Source organism: Zestomonas ipomoeae (assembly GCF_057128665.1).
Window position 1 is genome coordinate 1 of record NZ_JBSKHQ010000023.1, and the last position, 17,813, is coordinate 17,813.

Annotated in this window: 24 protein-coding genes and 1 pseudogene; 12 read left to right on the forward strand and 13 right to left on the reverse strand. The window is 63.3% G+C overall.

The window, feature by feature from the left end:
* Window positions 1-64 precede the first annotated feature (64 nt).
* Together ACWKV7_RS20495 and ACWKV7_RS20500 are read left to right on the forward strand one after the other, a co-directional pair.
* Window positions 65-292, forward strand: a pseudogene (locus tag ACWKV7_RS20495) (helix-turn-helix domain-containing protein); the annotation flags it as partial.
* Window positions 293-639: 347 nt separating this feature from the next.
* On the forward strand, window positions 640-1,785 hold the full coding sequence (locus ACWKV7_RS20500) for a tyrosine-type recombinase/integrase (RefSeq protein ID WP_483859550.1): 1,146 nt from the start codon (window positions 640-642) through the stop codon (window positions 1,783-1,785).
* Between the two features lie 6 nt (window positions 1,786-1,791).
* On the opposite strand, the gene ACWKV7_RS20505 is transcribed toward ACWKV7_RS20500, so the two are convergent.
* From ACWKV7_RS20505 to ACWKV7_RS20565, 13 genes are all read right to left on the reverse strand, one after another.
* Complete coding sequence (locus tag ACWKV7_RS20505) at window positions 1,792-1,998, reverse strand: helix-turn-helix transcriptional regulator (protein WP_483859551.1); 207 nt, start codon at window positions 1,996-1,998, stop codon at window positions 1,792-1,794.
* A complete protein-coding gene (locus ACWKV7_RS20510; protein ID WP_483859552.1) occupies window positions 1,995-2,453 on the reverse strand; it encodes a hypothetical protein in 459 nt (152 codons plus the stop codon). The genes ACWKV7_RS20505 and ACWKV7_RS20510 overlap by 4 nt, the downstream gene beginning before the upstream one ends.
* A complete protein-coding gene (locus ACWKV7_RS20515) occupies window positions 2,450-4,159 on the reverse strand; it encodes a DNA cytosine methyltransferase (RefSeq protein ID WP_483859553.1) in 1,710 nt (569 codons plus the stop codon). Before ACWKV7_RS20515 ends, ACWKV7_RS20510 begins: the two co-directional genes overlap by 4 nt.
* Window positions 4,156-4,752, reverse strand: a complete 597-nt coding sequence (locus ACWKV7_RS20520) for a hypothetical protein (protein WP_483859554.1) — start codon at window positions 4,750-4,752, stop codon at window positions 4,156-4,158. Before ACWKV7_RS20520 ends, ACWKV7_RS20515 begins: the two co-directional genes overlap by 4 nt.
* Window positions 4,749-5,456, reverse strand: coding sequence for a phosphohydrolase (locus ACWKV7_RS20525; protein ID WP_483859555.1), 708 nt, complete (start codon window positions 5,454-5,456; stop codon window positions 4,749-4,751). Before ACWKV7_RS20525 ends, ACWKV7_RS20520 begins: the two co-directional genes overlap by 4 nt.
* Window positions 5,453-6,202: an ATP-binding protein gene (locus tag ACWKV7_RS20530; protein WP_483859556.1), complete on the reverse strand. Its 750-nt coding sequence runs from the start codon at window positions 6,200-6,202 to the stop codon at window positions 5,453-5,455. The genes ACWKV7_RS20525 and ACWKV7_RS20530 overlap by 4 nt, the downstream gene beginning before the upstream one ends.
* 75 nt (window positions 6,203-6,277) lie before the next feature.
* Window positions 6,278-7,099, reverse strand: coding sequence for a DUF2303 family protein (locus ACWKV7_RS20535; RefSeq protein WP_483859557.1), 822 nt, complete (start codon window positions 7,097-7,099; stop codon window positions 6,278-6,280).
* A 44-nt stretch (window positions 7,100-7,143) separates the two neighbouring features.
* Entirely contained in the window at window positions 7,144-7,488 is a 345-nt protein-coding gene (locus ACWKV7_RS20540) for a hypothetical protein (RefSeq protein ID WP_483859558.1), read from the reverse strand.
* Window positions 7,489-7,527: 39 nt separating this feature from the next.
* On the reverse strand, window positions 7,528-7,764 hold the full coding sequence (locus tag ACWKV7_RS20545; RefSeq protein ID WP_483859559.1) for a pyocin activator PrtN family protein: 237 nt from the start codon (window positions 7,762-7,764) through the stop codon (window positions 7,528-7,530).
* Window positions 7,761-8,129, reverse strand: coding sequence for a hypothetical protein (locus ACWKV7_RS20550; RefSeq protein WP_483859560.1), 369 nt, complete (start codon window positions 8,127-8,129; stop codon window positions 7,761-7,763). Before ACWKV7_RS20550 ends, ACWKV7_RS20545 begins: the two co-directional genes overlap by 4 nt.
* Window positions 8,126-8,410 (reverse strand): hypothetical protein, encoded by a 285-nt coding sequence (locus tag ACWKV7_RS20555; protein ID WP_483859561.1) that lies wholly within the window; start codon window positions 8,408-8,410, stop codon window positions 8,126-8,128. Before ACWKV7_RS20555 ends, ACWKV7_RS20550 begins: the two co-directional genes overlap by 4 nt.
* Before the next feature lie 11 nt (window positions 8,411-8,421).
* Complete coding sequence (locus ACWKV7_RS20560; RefSeq protein ID WP_483859562.1) at window positions 8,422-8,991, reverse strand: deoxynucleotide monophosphate kinase family protein; 570 nt, start codon at window positions 8,989-8,991, stop codon at window positions 8,422-8,424.
* 311 nt (window positions 8,992-9,302) lie between these two features.
* Window positions 9,303-10,082, reverse strand: a complete 780-nt coding sequence (locus ACWKV7_RS20565; RefSeq protein WP_483859563.1) for a S24 family peptidase — start codon at window positions 10,080-10,082, stop codon at window positions 9,303-9,305.
* Window positions 10,083-10,196: 114 nt separating this feature from the next.
* Here ACWKV7_RS20565 and ACWKV7_RS20570 point away from each other — a divergent pair, with 114 nt between their 5' ends.
* The 10 genes from ACWKV7_RS20570 (at window position 10,197) to ACWKV7_RS20615 (ending at window position 17,812) form a co-directional block, all read left to right on the forward strand.
* A complete protein-coding gene (locus ACWKV7_RS20570) occupies window positions 10,197-10,403 on the forward strand; it encodes a Cro/CI family transcriptional regulator (protein WP_483859564.1) in 207 nt (68 codons plus the stop codon).
* A gap of 163 nt (window positions 10,404-10,566) precedes the next feature.
* Window positions 10,567-11,055, forward strand: a complete 489-nt coding sequence (locus ACWKV7_RS20575) for a phage regulatory CII family protein (RefSeq protein WP_483859565.1) — start codon at window positions 10,567-10,569, stop codon at window positions 11,053-11,055.
* A complete protein-coding gene (locus ACWKV7_RS20580; protein WP_483859566.1) occupies window positions 11,048-11,251 on the forward strand; it encodes a TraR/DksA C4-type zinc finger protein in 204 nt (67 codons plus the stop codon). The genes ACWKV7_RS20575 and ACWKV7_RS20580 overlap by 8 nt, the downstream gene beginning before the upstream one ends.
* Window positions 11,248-11,439, forward strand: coding sequence for a hypothetical protein (locus ACWKV7_RS20585; protein ID WP_483859567.1), 192 nt, complete (start codon window positions 11,248-11,250; stop codon window positions 11,437-11,439). Before ACWKV7_RS20580 ends, ACWKV7_RS20585 begins: the two co-directional genes overlap by 4 nt.
* Window positions 11,436-14,153: a bifunctional DNA primase/polymerase gene (locus ACWKV7_RS20590; RefSeq protein WP_483859568.1), complete on the forward strand. Its 2,718-nt coding sequence runs from the start codon at window positions 11,436-11,438 to the stop codon at window positions 14,151-14,153. Before ACWKV7_RS20585 ends, ACWKV7_RS20590 begins: the two co-directional genes overlap by 4 nt.
* 342 nt (window positions 14,154-14,495) lie before the next feature.
* Window positions 14,496-15,095 (forward strand): hypothetical protein, encoded by a 600-nt coding sequence (locus ACWKV7_RS20595; protein WP_483859569.1) that lies wholly within the window; start codon window positions 14,496-14,498, stop codon window positions 15,093-15,095.
* 250 nt (window positions 15,096-15,345) lie between these two features.
* Window positions 15,346-15,657: an FxLYD domain-containing protein gene (locus tag ACWKV7_RS20600; RefSeq protein ID WP_483859570.1), complete on the forward strand. Its 312-nt coding sequence runs from the start codon at window positions 15,346-15,348 to the stop codon at window positions 15,655-15,657.
* Between the two features lie 322 nt (window positions 15,658-15,979).
* Window positions 15,980-16,327 carry a phage holin family protein gene (locus ACWKV7_RS20605; protein WP_483859571.1) on the forward strand — a complete coding sequence of 116 codons (348 nt, stop codon included), beginning with the start codon at window positions 15,980-15,982 and terminating at the stop codon, window positions 16,325-16,327.
* Entirely contained in the window at window positions 16,291-17,082 is a 792-nt protein-coding gene (locus ACWKV7_RS20610; RefSeq protein WP_483859572.1) for a hypothetical protein, read from the forward strand. Before ACWKV7_RS20605 ends, ACWKV7_RS20610 begins: the two co-directional genes overlap by 37 nt.
* Before the next feature lie 148 nt (window positions 17,083-17,230).
* Window positions 17,231-17,812, forward strand: coding sequence for a terminase small subunit (locus ACWKV7_RS20615; RefSeq protein ID WP_483859573.1), 582 nt, complete (start codon window positions 17,231-17,233; stop codon window positions 17,810-17,812).
* The last annotated feature ends 1 nt before the right edge of the window (window position 17,813 follow it).

The following is a 17,813-nucleotide window of genomic DNA, read 5'->3' on the forward strand; positions in this document are numbered from 1 at the left end:
GGGGAGTAGGTCGTGGATTTTCTCATAGCCTCATCTTCTCAAGAGTTAAGGCCTCCACGAAACCCGGGGCGATTCACCTTCACGTGAATTCACTGTAGACGCGCTCCGGGTGAAGGAGATTCGCAAGGCTACTGGCCTTACCCAGGCCAAGTTTGCCGCAATGATCGATGTTCAGCTCGGTACGCTGCGCAACTGGGAGCAAGGCCGACGCGAGCCTGCCGGCCCGGCTAAGGCGCTGCTGCGTGCCATCTACATAGACCCGGAGCACGTCATTCACGCTTTGTCTGGCTGAGCCTAAGCAGCTTTCGATTTCGACACTTCTTCGACACCACTAGGCGCCAGAAACGAAAAAGCCCTGTAAAAACAGGGCTTTAGCATTTGGATTCTGGAGCGGGCGAAGGGAATCGAACCCTCGTCATGAGCTTGGGAATCTATATAGGGTCAGATATCAGGGTATCGCGTGCAGTGTCCGTAAGGTGCTAGAGTCCACGTTCTGTAAGGGCTGGAGGGTTATGGCTCTGTCTCAATTTGTCTCGGCTAGAATCGTGTTAGTTCGGGACAACTGTCACCGGATACTGTCACTAGATGCTCACGGAAAAGCAAGTCAGGAGTCTGAAGGCCGAGGGGAAGGACTATGTGATGTCCGACGGCCGTGGCGCGCGTGGAGAGGGGGTCTTGCTCCTTAAGGTGCGTGCAAATGGAACTAAGGAGTTTTACTACCAGTGGCACGTTGGGGGGAAGAAGAAGCAGCGCAAGCTTGGCGTCTGGCCTGCCTTGGGCCTAGCGGATGCCCGGGCGAAGTGTCGGGATGCCTCGCCAATAGCTGAGAGTGACGGCACCCTACAGCAATTGATCGACTCCTACGTTGGCAAGCTGAAAACCGAGGGTGCGGCCTCGGTCGAGAATGTGCGCTGGGCATTGAAGAAGTACGTCAGTGAAGCATTTCCGCATCTGGTGCGGCGGCCTGCGGCTTCGATTGAGCCGTCCGACATCCGCGATGTGTTGGCCAAGATGATCGGCGATGGAGTGACTACCTACTGCAACCGGGTGCGTTCGATGCTGCATGCAGCTTTCCAGCATGGGCTCGGGCAGGAGTTCAATCCCAGGAACTACGGCGAGGCATCGGTACGTTTCGGATTGAAGTTCAACCCGGTGGCGAGTATTCCGGTGCAGGACGATTGGGAGCGTGCCGGACAGCGGGTGCTTTCACAGGAAGAGCTGGCCACCCTGTGGAACCTGTTGCCCGAGCAGTTGAGCTTGATCACCGCAGAGCTGCTGAAGTTCCTTATCGCCAGCGGCGGCCAGCGGCCGGAACAGGTTGTTGCGGCGCCGCGCTCTGCATACCACAAGGACCACTACGTAATCCGTAGCCGCAAGGGAGTAGAAGGTGAGCGCGAAATGCATGTCGTGCCGCTGAACGCGCTGAGCAAGGGATGCCTGGAGCGCGCAGAGGCGATAGACGACAAGGGCGACTACCCCTTTGTTGGACGGTACGAAAACAGCTCAATCAACGTGCAGTCGCTATCCAGAGCGGTGACCAAGCTCTATGGTCGCCACAAGGACAAGTTCAATGGGCCATTTACGCTGCGTGACATTCGGCGCTCGTGCAAGACCCTGATGGGCATCGCGGGGCTTAGCAAGGAGTTGCGCGATCGAATCCAGGGGCACGCTTTCAATGATGTTTCATCGAAGCACTACGACCGATACGACTACCTGAAGGAAAAGCGTGAAGGGTTGAGGCAGTGGGCTACCTGGTTGGTTAAGGTTGCCAAGGTGAAACCATGAAGGCGGCTAGGCCGCCTCTGGTTGTTGCCAGCCCGCTGGGTTGTTCAGCCAGCGGTTTATTTCTGATGCTCGCCAGCCCACCCGGCCAGGCGAAAGGCGAACTTGCTTGGGAAAGCGGCCAGCCTTGATCTCGCGCCACAGAGTTGCATGCGACAAGGTGGTTACTTCCAACACTTGGTCCTCGCGCATGTAGCGCTCCAACTGCGGACTCATGCTGCCTCCATAATCGGCCAAGCGCCGAACTTCTCGAAGATGCGGGCGGCCTGGGCTTCGTCCAGGGTCATGCTGTTGGGGATGGCGATCCAGCCGGAACTGACGATGTGCTGCTTGTTGCAGCCGTCGAGGTGCTGGCGGTAGAAAGCCTCGATTACTTCGGTGAGTTGGCCGGCGAGGTAGACGCCTTGCGGCGCCACCTCGGTGCTCTTGATATAGCGCTGGCCGAACTGGTCGATGCACAGGGCGCTGATGTAGATGCACCAGGGGTGGGCGAAGTCGCACACCGCGTCAACCATCGGGCGCGACATGATCAGCGCGCCGGTTTTCCAGTTCACCAGGTGCTGCCCGCCGGCCGGATCGATGTTGATCACGGCGGCGTGGTTGGTACGCACCAGTGCCCGGCAGTTGCGCTCGAGGCGGGCGCGCATGTCGTGGGGTTTGCGAGCGCTCATGCTGCCTCCTCGCTTTGCTGCTGCTCGCCCAGGTTAGCGCGGACGAGGGCGGCAGCTACCGGTGGGCAGACGCTGTTACCACACATGCGCACCTGCGCAGCCTTGGAGAGCTTGGGCTTGGTCAGGGTCCGGTCGTGGATGTAGCTAGCCGGAAAGCCCTGTGCGGCGTACAGCTCGTGGGGTTCGAGCATGCGCATGCCGATGTCTACGATCTGATAGGGCTCGCCCTTGACCATGACCAGCCCTATGCGGTGCTTGGTGGTGATGGTGTGGAGTGGTTCGTCCAGAGTCTGGCCGACGGCGGTTTCGTAATACTTGAGCAGGAACGCGCGCACTTCGCCGAGGTGGTTGCCCTGGGCGCTGACTGTGTGAAGTGGCTCGACCACAGGCTGGCCGTGTTGGCAGGTGCCGCGCAGCTTCACCAGGTGGCTGGTCACCAGCGCGTTGTGGTCGCGGGTGGTAACGGTTGGCGCTGGGGCCTGCAGGCTCGCGCCTGGGCCGGTGTAGTTGCCGCCGAAGTGCTTAGCCAGGAACGCTGCTACCAGCCCGTGTTTACCGCCGCCGGCTACGACTGTGCCGAGAGGCTTGTCCAGGCCTGGCGCGCGCGGTGCCTGGCCTGGGCGCTCGCCGTAGCCGAGCTGCACCAGAGTTGGGGCGATCAGCGCGAAGTGGCCGCCTTTCACCTCGGCACAAATGGTGCGCAGTGGGGCGTTGGCTGGCATGTTGCGCTGGGTGCTGCCGTTGGCGTGCTCGGTGATGAAGGGAGCCAGCTTGGGTACAACCAGCGCGGTACCCAGCTTGCTGGTGATGGTCTGCACCGGCGCGTCCAGGGGTTGCCCGCGGAAGTAGTCGTAGCCATGGTTCACCTTGACTAAAAAGGGTTCCTCGGCGTCGAGCACGAAGCGCTGGATGCCTCGGGCGATACGGCGCATAGTGGCTTCGGCAAGCGGGCGGCGCACGCCTTGTGCCTTGCCTTCCTCCTCGGAGAGGAAGATAGACGGGCAGGGGATAGACCAGTCGATGATATCGGCGGCCAGTCGTTGGGGCTGCGCTCGCTTGGCCTTCACCTCGGGGCTGGTCGCCGCCAAGTGGCTGGCTTCGGGCCAGACGATGGGCGAGCCATCGCAGCGCGCGATCAGGAACAGACGCTTGCGGATGGTGGCTGCGCCGTACTGGTTTGCGCGCAGCTCCCGCCATTCCACCTGGTAGCCGTGGCGGCGCAGGGCGTTGACGAAGCTATTGAAGGTACGGCCCTTGTTCTTCGGGCAGGGGCGCCCTTCGGCGAGTGGCCCCCAGGTGACGAACTCCTCGACGTTCTCCAGCATGATGACTCGCGGTCGCACGGTTGCTGCGTAGCGGATGGCAACCCAAGCGAGGCCGCGAATCTCCTTCTTCACCGGCTTGCCGCCCTTGGCCTTGCTGAAGTGCTTGCAGTCCGGGCTGAACCACGCGAGGTCGACGGGGCGGCCGCCAGTGATCTCGCGCGGGTCCACCTCCCACACGCTCTCGCAGTAGTGCTTGGTGTGTGGGTGGTTGATCTCGTGCATGGCGACGGCTTCGGGGTCGTGGTTGATGGCGATATCAACCGGGCGCCCCAGGGCCATTTCGATACCCGTGGAGGCCCCGCCTCCTCCGGCGAAGTTGTCGATCACCAGGCCACCGAAGTTGAAGCTGGGCTGGGGGTGGATGCGGTAGAGGTTGTTCATGCGGCCACCTCTGTGCTGTTCACCGTCAAACCCTGGCCGCCTAGTACGTCCAGCACGAAGCGCCACAGCTCGGCCGGCGGCAACTGGAAGCGGTCGAAGTCGGTGTCCGGTTCCACGCCGATCAGGCAACTGGACATTGCTCCAGCCTTGCCTTCGCCGAGTTTGGTCATGAGGGTGGCCGCGCGACCGTCGCCGTCGGCCTCAGTGCGGTGAAAGTCGTAGGCGCACATTCGATAGCTTCCTCCGGCGTAGATCACGGCGAAGCCCTGCTCGACCATGCTTACCGGTTGGGTTGGCATCCAGGGACGTCCGCCGCGGGCGGTGCGCGGGCCTTCATGCATGTAGAGAAGGTGGGTGGCGTCTTCTTCGTGTGCGTCAATGGCCCGATAGTTGATGTTGATCATCTGGCCGACCAGCACCTGCGACTCGAAGCCAAAACGGTGGTTATGAATTGCCGAGTGCTCGAAGAACCGGCGGCGCGGTAGGTCAGGGTGCCAGACGTGCAGACGTTGGTTGCCCTGCAGCTGGACTTGGATGAAGCCCAGGCCGTGCAGACTGATGACTTCCTTCATAGGGTCGTGGATGGTGCTCATGCCACTGCCCTCCCGCGGTGGGTGGTGGACAGCAGCTCGAGCAGGCGCCGATGGAACATGATGCGCACCTCCTCGTAGCCGGTACGCACAACGCGGCCAGGCATCGGCTCTAAGCCCTCAAGGCAGGCCCAGGGCTCCGGGTGCTCGGGCAGCAGGTCGCGCTTTTCGGTGGCCAGCGCGACCATATCGGCGTGCTTCACGCTGGCCGGCAGGTCGGGGTCGATGGCGAAGTGCTCACAGATGGCGAACCACACGCGGTCCTCGATCTGCTGGTATACGTCGACCAGGGCGCTGAGGCCCTGGCCCTGTTCGTTGGGGAGCAGGTGGCGGATGGCGGCCTTCAGGGCTATTCCCTGATTCTCGGGCCCTGGGCAGTGCTCGGCCAGGATGGACTGCCAGACCTCGTTGCGCTGGCGGGCGGCCTCGATGAGCAGCAGCTTGAGCGGGCGAGTCAGGTCGTTGACGTAGGCCTCGGAGGCGTCGTGCAAAAGGCCGGCAAGCTGTTCCTCGGCGCTGTGGCCATCACGCTCCAGGATGCTGGCCACCAACAGGCTGTGCTGCGCCACCGAGTAGTGGAAGGCACAGTGACCGGTGAAGCGGCAGACCAAGCTAAGGGCGTGGACGATATCCGAGGTGCGGACCATGGCTGCGGTGGGGTTGAGCAGGTCGAACTTTCGGGCCGAGATAGTGAGTATCCAGCTCATGCTGCTGCTTCCAGCTTGGAGGCCACCAGGCTCATGGCCTGCTCGAAGGTGAGGATGCGGCGGGTGAACGGCGGGAAGGGGCCTGTGTCGTTGGTCAGCACCAGGGTCTTGGTGGTGGGGACTGGCATGCCGGGCTGCCAGTCGTCAAGGATGTCGGTCAGGCCGAGGGCTGCAGCGATGGCCTTTGCGTTGTGGGTCTTTCCGCAGGCCTGCGGGCCGTGGACCAGCCAGCTCTTGCCGTTTGGCGAGACATTGGCGGCGATGGCGAGAATGCCATCCTCCGGCCTGGCCGGATCGTCCGGTAGAGCGGCTGCGATGCGGTCGATCACCTGGCCGAAGCGTTGCACGGCGGTGTTGGTGAAGGGCGCCTGGTCGAGCAGCTTGAGGTTGGTGTAGGTCTGCACGGCCAGTAGCAGTTGGCTGTTGACGACGCGCAGGGTGAGGATGTCGTCGGCGGTGAGTGCGCGGCGGGCATAGATGGCAATGCGCGCGTCGCAGTCCTGCATGATCGCGTCACGCTCCAGACGGTGTTCGGCTACCAGGTTGGTGCGCGTGCGGTGAAGGTGCTCGATATCCTCGTGCAGCGCCGCAATGCGGTCGTCGTGGGCGCGCTTGGCGTCGTCGTAGCCTTGGTCATAGCCATTGGCGCGGGCGCTGCCTGCCGAGTGGCGGGTGTAGACGGCCAGGCCGATCAGAGCCAGCACCAGGGCGGCGATGATCAGGGTAAGCATGGTGGTGGTTTGCATGTGCTGTGTCCTCGTAGAGCCCGCCGCCGGGAATAGCTGTCAGAGTCCGGCGGCGGGGTGTTGCAACGGGGGTGGTTACTTGCCTTGTTGGTAGGTGCCGATGGTCAGCGGTACCAAGCCGCCGACGGCGCTATCGAGCACGCGCTTGAACTCGTCGGCGAAGCCTTCGCGCTGAGCGTCCTCACCGACCCAGCGCAGCTTCAGCAGCGGCTCGTCGCGCCCGGTGATGACCGAGACGCGCAGGGTGATGCTCGCCGGCTCCAGCGGCTCATACGGGCGGGTGGTGAAGATGAAGGTGGTCGGCATGGTCTCCAGGCTACGCGCCTCGATCTCGTCCATGGCGCTGCGGCGTGCGGAGAGGTCGCCTACCTCGCTGTCGCGGCTGCTGGTGGCCGTGATTTTCATGCGTCGCACGGCGTTGATCGCCGCTGGCATCGCCAGGGACTCATCGCCGGCGCCGGCCATCAAGTGCGGCATCCAATCTTCAAGGAACTCGGCCAGGGCCTGCTGGCTCAGTGGCTTGCCAACAATGGCCTGCAGGGCGACGTAGGCGGCGGTGGGCTTGAGGGTGAGCGTGGCGGTGTCGTCGCCGTGGCCCGGCTGAGTCTCGGTTCCCAGGTTGAAGATCACCGTGGCGCTCATCGCGTCCTGATCCACGAAGCCGGCCGGATTGGACTCGGTGGTGGTGTGCCGCTCTACATAGTTGGCGAAGTCGGGCAGGGAGTGGGTGCGCAGCGAGCCACGGAAGCGGTCGCGTTGCGCCTGGTACTGCTCGAGGTTGATCGGGCGGATGGTCTCGGGCAGCAAGGCCAGGCGATGGCCACCGGTCTCGACGGTCTGGTTGGCGCCTGCCACGGCGGTGGAGAGCAGGAGTTGCAGTGCTTCTTTGTCGAACATGGATCAGTTCCTTGTGGTGTCAGAGAGGGAACGTGGGTGGAGGGTCAACTGCGGGCCAGAACGGGCGTGTCGCTCTTCTGGAACAGCTGGCCGGTGGGGTTTTCGAGGAACAGCTGGAGGCCGTCCGGGGTGACATAGAGCGGGGTGTCGAGCGTGGTGTCCTCGCGGCGCTTGCCGCGCTTGGTGGGCTCCACGAAGTCCAGGGTGTGGGTGACGTTCACCTGGTGGCTCTGCGCGATCTGCTTGAGCTTGAAGGTGACGGTGACCTGGCCCTGCTTGCCGAACTCCACGCAGCCGGCGGCGACGTTGGAGAGGGCTTGTCCCAGTTGCTGGGCGAACACCCCTGCGTTGAGGGACTGGAGAAACTCGGACGCATCAGTGGCTTTCATGTGCTGTGCCTCTTAGGTTGTGATGGGCGAGTGCCCGTTTTAAGCCGCTTTCTCGGCCCTGGAGTCGAGGTAAGCGGCCAGGTCTGCCAGGCGCACATGCAATGGCGCAAGGCGGGAATCGATGTGCTTGAAGGTGGGGAGACTGACCTCCCCGGCGCGGATCAGGGCACGCAGGCGCTTCTCTGTCTTGATGTGCGGGAAGTAGTGCTCGCGCACCTGGTCCAGCGGCAGGCTATTGGCCTTCCAGCGCTGTTGCAGGAGTTCCAGCGTCGTCATGCCAGCGCCTCCCCACACCCCGCCGTCAGCCGTAGCCGCAACAGATCGACCAGACTGTCGACACATTTGGCCTTGTCGCTGGCGGCGATGTTGCCGGCTTCGTCGGTGACCACGGCGCCGAACGGGCGCAGCGGGTCGGTGGTGAGGGTGACGTGCGGTAGCCAGCCCACAGGGGTGATCGCCAGCAGGTGCATGTAGAGCGTCACCAGTTGCAGGGCCTCCGGCTGGATGGACTCCAGCCGTTGCAACACCTCGGCGGATGCGTCGCGAACCACGCTGGCCGATACGGCTGTCGGGTTCTGGAAGTGCATACCGGCCAGCTTGACCACGCCAATGGCGTCGATGATGGGGTTTGGCTTGATCATGCGGCGCTTTCCTTGCTGGTTACCTGCGTGATTGCTACGCCGAGCTGCTTGGCCAGCCAGTCAATGCCGGCTTCGGTGACCATCAGCACGCCGTAGTGGCTGTATTTGCCGAGGTGAGGGTTCCAGCGCGAGCGCACGTCTATGAACAGGTTGCCCTTGCCTACGTGCTGGGCGGCCAGCGAGCCGTCGGCATTGATGGCGCGGATGGTCCGCAGGCGCTCGCGCAGTGTGCTGTGGCGAACGCCCAGCAGCTTGGCGGCTTCTTTGGTGGTTCGATTCATGGAGTAGGACCTCACGCGGCGCGGGAGCGGTAGCGCTGGAGGCAGCTGATGAAGCGGTCAACCGAGTCGTAGAGCTGTTCCAGCGAGCCGTCGTTGATCAGCGTGTAGTCCAACGTATAGACGCGCACACCGTTCTCGCTGGCGTGTTCTGCGACCGCTTCTGCGTCCGGCCGTATGATGTGCAGGATCACGCCGCCCTTGCTGCGCACCCAGTCCGCCTCGTTGTCGAAGCGCACGTCGCGGATCACCACGCCTTTCATGGCCTGGTTGTGCTCGGCCAGTAGCTGGAGGTTCTGCTCGGCGAGCAGCAGCCAGAGCTGCGGGTGCACCAGGTCGCGGCCCCATTCGGTACCGAGCAGTTGCATCAGCTCGCGCGGGGACTTGCCCAGCCAGTGCAGGGGCTGCTCCTTTTCGGCGCCTTCCAGTTGGGCGGCGGTGAGGTGGAACATGCCGGCCAGGGCCTGCTTGAGCGGGTCGGCGAAGGCGTAGCTGATGAGGGTGAGGTGTGCCGCCAGGTAGCGGGCAACGGTGTCCTTACCCACGCGGGCGTGGCCAGCGAGGCCGATCAGGATCTGGCTCATGCTGCGTCACCCCCGAACGGGCCGGTGCTGCTCTGCAGAGCGCGGCGGCGTTTCTCGCTGGTGACGTACTGGCAGCCCGCGTCGCGCGCCTGGCGCCGCAGTTCAAAGACGAGGGCGGGTTGGAGCGCCGGGTGTGCATGCACCTGGCAGGTAGAAGTGTGCTGTGTCGTTTGCATTTCGCGTACTCCGAAGGTCAGAGAATGGGTACGCGGCTAAAATTAGCTCCACTAATTTATCAAGTCAACAGTGATGCTTATAAAGTTTGTTTTGGGCATTAGAAAGCCGCCATTTGGCAGCTCTTCATTTCAGCGTTAAAGGAGCACTGAGTACCAGAATACCTTCCCGATCACTCTGATGTGGTCCTCAACATAATCGCCTTCGTAACGCTCGTCGGGATGCTCGTCGGAGTTGTAGCTCCGCAAGCGGAGGCCGCCGCCGGGGAGTCGGTACAGCAGCTTAACCCTCAACTGCCCGCCGTGATCGAGGGCGTACATTTTGCCGTCTTGCACTTGGGTGGAGGCCGTATCGATTCCAACGGTGCTGCCGTCTGGCAAAACTGGTTCCATGCTATTGCCAGTGACTGGCACGCAGGCTGCTGTTTCAGGTTCTACGCCTTTCCGCTGTAATGTGCGGCGACCAAAGCGGAGTTTCCGTCCCCCTGTTTCAAGCATTACTTCTGACCCCTTGCCAGCTGATAACTCGACTTCCTGGAAGAAGGGCAACTCGACCTCGTCTGGGCCGAGGGGTGTTCCATCGTCCCATACCTCTATTGGGTAGAGGGTGGGATGTTCTCTGGTGAGACTGCTCGGAACCGCATCTGGCGCCTGTGGGTGCTTTTGCTCAATTAGGCCAGCGAGCCTGGGGCTCACATCGGCGAGCTGAAATTTCAATGCGGCAGCGAGCTTCAGCAATGCAGCCAGGTTCAGGGGGATCTTCCCCGTCATGTACTGGCTCACAGCACTCTGGCCAGACCAGCCACATAGCTCAGCTATGCGCTCTTGGGTGAGGCTGCGGTCTTCCTGCTTTCGGGCTTTGTAGATGGCCTTCAGGCGATCCGCTTCTGCCCTTTGTTCTTTGGGGGATATGTCCATATGCCAAATGTATAAGCGGGGCTTATATTCGCCAAATAGCTGCACTGCTTTTTGTGTTGCGCTTTAAAAGAAGTGCTACTAATATCCTGCCGACCACCCATCGAGGAAACCGTGATGGACGAATTCAATGGCCAGCCCCTGGCCGATTTTGCAAAGGGGAAGAGTCAACCTGAATTGGCAGAACTCTTTGGGGTCACGCAAAGCGCCGTGTCCCAAATGATGAAATCCGGGCGCGATATTCGTGTCCGGCAACTGCCGGCAGGCGGTTTTCAGGCTTACGAGATACGTCTCGTAGGCTGCCGCCGCAGCAAAGCGGCTTGAAATTGCCGGCGCGGGAATCTGACCTCCCGCGCCGGCGGGGTGCCGGGCAAGGTCTCTGACCTCCTTGCTTCGGCTTACGACGACACAGCACTGCATCGGTCGTGGCCATAGAGTAGGGCTTGCCCTGCGCGATGGCTACACCGTAAAGGGGGCATTTACGGTTATGAGTCGCACAGACTTACTGCCGGACGCTGGTCCGGTTCTTTCTCTCCGCCAGGCGCTATATCGCTCCGGGCGCGACTACAAGGGCGGTTTGACTGCCCTGGCCCATGACCTGGGCATGGATATCGAAACCCTTCAGAAGAAACTCAAGCTCACCGAGGAGCGCCGCTGGCCGACGCCTGACGAACTGGAAGAGATTGTCGGTGCCACCCAGGACCCGCGCCTGCTGGATGCGTTGATGCGCCCGGCCGGGGCGGTTTGGTTCAAGCCAACCCCGGTACCGGCCACCCATGACGCGCTTCGTGCGGTGGGCGAGCTGTTGCAGAAAGAGGGCGAGTTCGTCGGCAGCCTGCATAGCGGGGCTGCTGACAACAAATGGGAGCCGCACGAGGTGGCGCTGCTCGAGCACCACGGCAACGAGGTAATCCGTGCTGTGCTTGGCATCATGGCCGGCGCACGCGCCGCAATGGAGGGCCGCCAGGATGGATGAGCGCTTCCTCGAGTTGGCGCAGGCGGCGCAGGAAGCACGCCTGCAGCAGACCCTCGACAACCGCGTGCAGTATCAGGGCGAGAGCGCCGAGGACTGCGAAAACTGCGGTATCGATATTCCCCAAGCCCGGCGCCTTGCAGTGCCGGGTTGCCGCTTCTGCGTGGATTGCCAGGCGTGGTTGGAGGGGCGGCGATGAGCGGGGAGGAAAAGATCAAGCCCTGTCACTGCGGCTATCAGGGCGCCTTGCTGGGCACCGATCATGGGGCGTTCTACAGCCTGCATTGCCCTGAATGTGGGCATTCTGTAGATGCCTTCACTATCCATGGCCTTGGCGAGGCCTGGAATAAAGCCCAGCAGGGCAAGGAGCAGGGGGCTGTCGAATGACGCAGGCAGGGAGCCCCACTCCGATTGCCGCCTGGGCGCGGCGCTACATCGAAACCCTCAACCTGGCCCTGGTGCCCATCGAACCGGGGCAGAAAGCCCCGAAGGGCAACGGCTGGAACAAGCCGGGCGGGTACATCACGGATGCCGATCAGGCCGAGGCGTTCTGGTCGGCGCACCCTAAACACAACATGGGGGTGGTGCTGGGCCCGAGCGGTGTGTGTTCGCTCGACGTCGATCATGTGGAGTATTGCCGCCAAGTGTTCAGCGACGTGCTGGGCATCAACCTGGATGACCTGGTGGCGGTGTACCCGACGCTGGTGGGCAACCCGGCGCGCTTTCGCATCATGTTCAAGGTGCCGGAAGGGTTGGAGTTCAACCGCCACTCGCTGAGCTGGCCCAACCCGCAGGACCCGGACGGCAGCAAGCACAAGCTGGCCACGGCGGCGCTGAAAACGGCGCGGGAGACGGGCAACAAGCAGCAGATCGAGGCCATGCAAGCGCGGCAGAAGGAGTTCGCGCCGGTGACGGTGTTCGAGCTGCGGGCCGGGGCGGTGCAGGATGTGCTGCCGCCTTCGATCCACCCGGATACCGGCCAGCCCTACACCTGGCGCAACCCGCCTACCGATGGGCTGCCGGAGTTGCCGAGCGACCTGGTGAAGACCTGGCAGTTGTGGGACATCTTCAAACGCACGGCGCTGGAAGTCTGCCCCTGGGCGCCGGCCGCGGCCAAGCCACCGGCGAAGGTGAAGAAGAGTTCGCCGCCTCGCAAAGAGGCCGGTGACCACCCCTCGGTGATCGACGCCTTCAACCGGGCCACGGATATCGAGACGCTGCTGCAACGCCACGGCTACATCCAGCGCGGGCGTAAGTGGCTCGCGCCACAGAGTTCCACCGGCTTGCCGGGGGTGAATGTGGTGGATGAGCAGGGCGAGCAGCGCCTGTACTCGCACCACAGCAGCGACCCTCTTTGCAACGAGCACATGAACGATGCGTTCGATGTGTTCTGCATCCTCGAGCACAACGGCGACACCAAAGCGGCGATCAAGGCGGCGGCGCGGGAGCTGGGCATGGAGCATAAGCGTTCGTCGCCCCGGCCGCCGGAACCGCCGCCTGTGGGCGACCTTCCCCCGGCCCCAACGGAACCAGAGGCCGGCGGCGAGCCCGGCAGCTCCGATAACGGGGGGACGGGGGAGGGGCTGAGCCTCAAGAGCCTGTTGCGGCGGTATGCGTTGATCGAAGGCACCACCCATGTGTGGGACATCGACAAGGCGAAGAAGATGAAGCGGGCGGCCTTCGAGGCGCACGTGGGCAAGGACAAATTCAAGGAATGGAGCGCGGTCACTGACTCGACGAAGAAGCGGGTCAGCGAGGAGTGGGTGCGCGACATTGAGCAGGCCCGGACGATGGCGGGCAAGGCGGTGGGGGATATCACCATGCCGCCGCTGGTTCGCTATGTGTACATCGACGGCACCAAGGACGTGTGGGACTACGCGAAGAAACGGCGCATTGCCGAGGGCGCGGTGAAGATGGCGCTGGGCGATGCGTACAGCTTGTGGCTGAACAGCCCGGAACGTCGCGTAGTGGATATGAACCACATCGTGTTCGACCCAACGATGACGCATGACCCGGCGGTGTACATCAACACGTTCGAAGGCCTGCCCCTGGAGCCGTCGGCCGACCTGGCGGCGTGCGAGAACCTACGGTGGTTGATCGCCTTCCTGTGCAACCACGATGAGAAGGCGGTGGAGTGGCTGACCCGGTGGTTGGCGTATCCGTTGCAGCACACGGGCGCGAAGATGGATACCGCGGTGCTGATGCACTCGATCATCGAGGGATCGGGCAAGAGCCTGTTGTTCTCGGTGGTGATGGGGATGCTGTACGGCCAGTACTCGGCCACGGTGGGTCAGACGCAGCTTGAGGGCAACTTCAACGCCTGGCAGAGCGGCAAGCTGTGGGCGGTGTTCGAGGAAGTCGTCTCGCGCGACCAGCGCTACAACCAAGTGGGCAAGATCAAGCAGTTGATCACCGGGCAGACGGTGCGCATCGAGAGCAAGTTCGTGAACGGCTGGGAGGAAGCCAGCCACATGAATGCGGTGTTCCTGTCCAACGAGATCATGCCGTGGCCGATCAGCGACAGCGACCGCCGCTTCCTGGTGATGTGGCCCGAGGAAAAGCTGCCGGCCGAGCGCCAGAAGGCGATCAAGCATGAGTTGGCCAACGGTGGCGTCGAGGCGCTGTATGGCTGGCTGCTGAGCGTCGACCTGGGCGACTTCGACCCTCAGACGAAGCCACCGGTTACGCCAGCCCGAGAACGGCTGGTGGCGTTGAGCCGGGCGAGCTGGCAGACCTTTCTGCACCTGTGGCAGGTCGGCGAGCTTGGCAGGAACCTGTGGGGGGCGTGCTTGAGCACGGATCTCTACTCGCTGTTTCTGGAGTGGTGCCACCGGAACAAAGAGCACTCGATGAGCCAGACGAAGTTCTCGCTGTTCATCAGCACGGCGCCTGGCATGGAGAAGACGCGGGCGATCCCTTGGTCATCAGGCCATGGGCGACGGTTCGGAACGTTCTTCTTCCCCTCCGATGAAGGTGCCTTCCTGCCACCATCCTTGTCAGCGGCCGAGCTGGGCAAGCACGTCGCGGAATGGCGAGAGCGGGCGCGTTTGGGCGGGTGGAGTGTGGATTCATGGGATCACGTCAAGGTAGGTGCGGCATGAGTGCGCCCGGTGTTGTGTTGGGTGTGTTGGGTTTGTGTTGGGTCGGTTCCGGCAACCCTACACAGGTGCAAGCCTTGTGCGGCACGGGTTTTGGCCGGCTGTGTCGGGTGTGTTGGGTTTACCCGCGCGCCCAGGCGTGCGCGCATTCATTTTCTGCGACTACAGCGGCTCAAGGTGGAGGCGGTTTTTTCTCTCACGCGAGGACTGAAAACCCCAACAAACCCAACACACCTAGCACAGATGCTTTGAAAGCATTGATTTTGCTGGGTTTTAAGTGTGTTGGGTGTGTGTTGGGTTGGGCGTTTTTGTGTTGGGTTGGTTCTGGCGAGGGGGAGACGGGCCATGATTGAGGCGATTGAAGCGGTGCTGAAGCATTGGGGTGAGTTCGTGCGTTGTGGCGCGCCGAGCGGTGGCTTGGGCAGCCCGGCCGGGACGTTGGTGGAGTGGAAGGGTTGCCCGCCGCGCACTGGCTCTGCTGGCTCGCGGATGCTGCTGGCGGGTGCGGGGCCGGACTTCGTGGCCAGCGAGGTGGAGGCGGCGCTCGGTGCGGTTGGCCGCGTTGAAGGCGGTGAGCTGCTCGTGCGGTTGGCTGCGCGGCGCTACACCTACGAGCCGGCGCTGCCAGTGGCCGAGCAGGTGCGCGACCTTGAGCTGGGGCGAGCCGAAGCCGGGCGCAGGGCGTACTTCCGGCTGCTGGATCGGCTGCATGAGCTGGTTGCTGTGGAGCTGAAGTCGCGTCAGGAGCTCGCCGTCCGTATGCGGCGTGAGTCGAAGCGGGAGGGCGACCGCATGCGCCAGGCTTCCGTGCAGCAGGTTGCGAGAGCGCATGCGGCCCGAGGTGCTGAGCTTCATCGTCGGGCGGGCGTTGACCGTTCGTCGGGCGACTCGGCGCCAGTCGGCGCCGTAGCGCCCCGGCAAGCCCCCGTCAGGAACAACCGTTAATTGGGGGTTTTCGGTTTGTCACTACAGGGGTACAAAGTCCCCACGATTCGATAGGTACGCCTAGCGAGCAACAGAGCGCACAGTGCTGTGCCGAAAGCCCGGGTTACCCAGCCCGGGCACCTGCAAACCCCGCCCACCCCGGCGGGGTTTTCTTTCAGCCTACCTAGCCATTGTTTTGTTCCATTGTTGACCACGCGAACCGTGGTGTGTAGAAGACGGTTCCCTGTACATAGCCAAGGAAGCAGTGAATATGCGCAAGGCACTAGCCGTAATTGGGTTGCTCTTTGCAGGGGTAGCCTCCGCCCAGGAATCACTCACGATCAGCGATCTTCAAGTGGTGCATGTGAATGGGCTTCCAGCAATTGAAGGCATAGCTAGTAACATAACGGAGCAGACCATCAAGAGTGCCTTCGTTAAGTTCAAGCTCTACAAGGGTGGGGTCATCGTCGGCAATACCATCGCTCACGGTTCGGACATTGGTCCCGGTGAGCGCTGGAAGTTTCAAGCGCCGGCTACGGTAGCTTTCGAGGAAGCGAAGATCAGTTCTGTTGATACATACTGATATCGCCACTGCCATATGCAAACCCGGCCACCGTGCCGGGTTTGTTGTTTCTGGCGCTATGGCAAATCGCTTACAGGCCGAGTGGAGTTCCGGTGATTGTCCGGGCCTGCCGCTTCGCTAAGATGGTCGCCAGTACGGTCCTTATCAAATGCCCCAAGGAAGGGGTACCCCACGACCTGTACCCGGCCCCGCAAGGGGCCACCTATCCCAAGCCCTGCCGGAAACGGCGGGGCTTTTTCGTTTCGGCGCCTGGGTTCCCCGCCCTGGTCAAGGCGCCGTCGCCGGCTCCGGCCGGCACCTATTCGACGCTACCGAGGTGAACATGAACGAGCAGCAGGCGCAGGTGCTGGCTGATGTACCGCTATGGGCGGTTGCCATTATCGCGGTGGTAGCGGGCTTTTCCGGCGAGGCATGGCGCGCCGACAAGGCGGGGCTGAGCGGCTGGGCGCTGGTCAAGCGTATCGGCCTGCGGGCCGGCGCTTCGGCGGTGTTCGGCCTGGCCACCTTCGCCCTGGTGTGGGCGGCCGGTGCTCATGTGCTGGTGGCGGTGGCCATCGGCTGCGTGGTCGCCACCATGGGCGCCGACGTGGCCAGCGCGCTGTATGAGCGGGCACTGGCCAAGCGCATTGGCGCGTGCGACGTGCCGCCGACCTCGCCGCCGACCGAATGAGGGCCAAGGTCGAACCGCTTGGCATCGAGCAGGCCCTCGGCGAGCTGGCCTTTCTCGGTGGCGATCTGCCGCGCCAGGTAATGGCCGATGCGCTGAGTCACTCCGCCTATCAGGCGCGCAACGCGCTGCACCGGGAGATGGCCAGCGTCTTCGACCGGCCCACGCCCTGGACGCTGAAAAGCATCAAGGTCTTCGAGGCTAAGCCCAGCAGCCTGGCCGCCGCGCTGTGGATCGACGACTACCGCACCTCCAAGGACATCGCCCCGGATCGCTGGCTTAAGGCCGAGGTATTCGGCGGTACGCGGGAGCAGAAGGGCCTGGAGCGGCTGCTTCGAGCCAAGGGCATTCTGCCGCCGGGACGCTTCATTGTGCCGGGGGCCGGCGCGCGGTTGGATCGCTACGGCAACCTGAGTCAGGGGCAGATCGCCCAGCTCAAGAGCGGCCTGCAGATCGCCGACCGCGATGGCTATACCGGCAATGCCAGCCGCAGCCGGCGCAGTCAGCGTAAAGGGCACGCCCAGGCGTTCTTCGTGATGCGCCGGGGCAAGACGCCGATTGGCATCGCCGAGCGTAGGGGAGCGAGCATCGCCGTGGTGCTCGCCTTCGTGCGGCAACCCAGCTACCGGGCGCGCCTGGACTTCCACGGCATCGTGGCCCGCGTCGCCGACCGCGAGTTGTCCGCCAACATCGACCTGGCGGTGCAGAAGGCCCTGGCCGGCACCCTGTCAGACCGGCCACGCCGGTCGGCCCGCTGAGTGCGGATTGGGGCCGGGGGCCCCAGTAAGCGGGGACCGGCAAGGGTAATTGGAGCCGCGTTCTCGTGTCAGTGGCAGCCCCTGGAAGTTAGTTAACAGGGTTAACCGGGTTAACCCGCTGGTTCATCGCGGTTAACAGGTAGCCCGCATGTCATTCATTACCAAATCGGAGTACGCGGATAGCCGCGGCTGGTCGCGCGCCTATGTCTCCAAGCTGGCCAAGCAGGGTCGCTTGGTGCTCGATGCCGCCGGCCGGGTGGACGCCGAGGCGACCGATGCGTTGCTCGCCAGCACCGCCGACCCGAGCAAGGTCGGCGTTGCCAACCGCCACCAGCGCGACCGGGCCGAGAAGGGCGTGCACGCCCTGGTGGCGCCCACTGCACCGTCCCATGAGCCGGCGCCGAACCCGGACAAGCTGCCCGACTTCCAGAAGGCCCGCGCACGTCGCGAGCACTTCCTGGCGCTGCTGGCCGAAGAGGAGTTCCGCAAGGGCCGCGGCGAGCTGGTGGAGCGCGACGCCGTCGACCGTACCGGCTTCGAGATTGCCCGCACCCTGCGCGACCTGCTGATGGGCCTGCCGGCCAAGGTCAGCGGCGAGCTGATCGCCCTCGACGATCCCTGGGAAATGGAGCGCCGGCTCACCAGCCTGCTGCGCCAGGTACTGGACGATGCCGACCGGCTGATTGCGCCGGGCAGAGTCATTGAACACGAGGCCGAGGAGGCCGACTGAG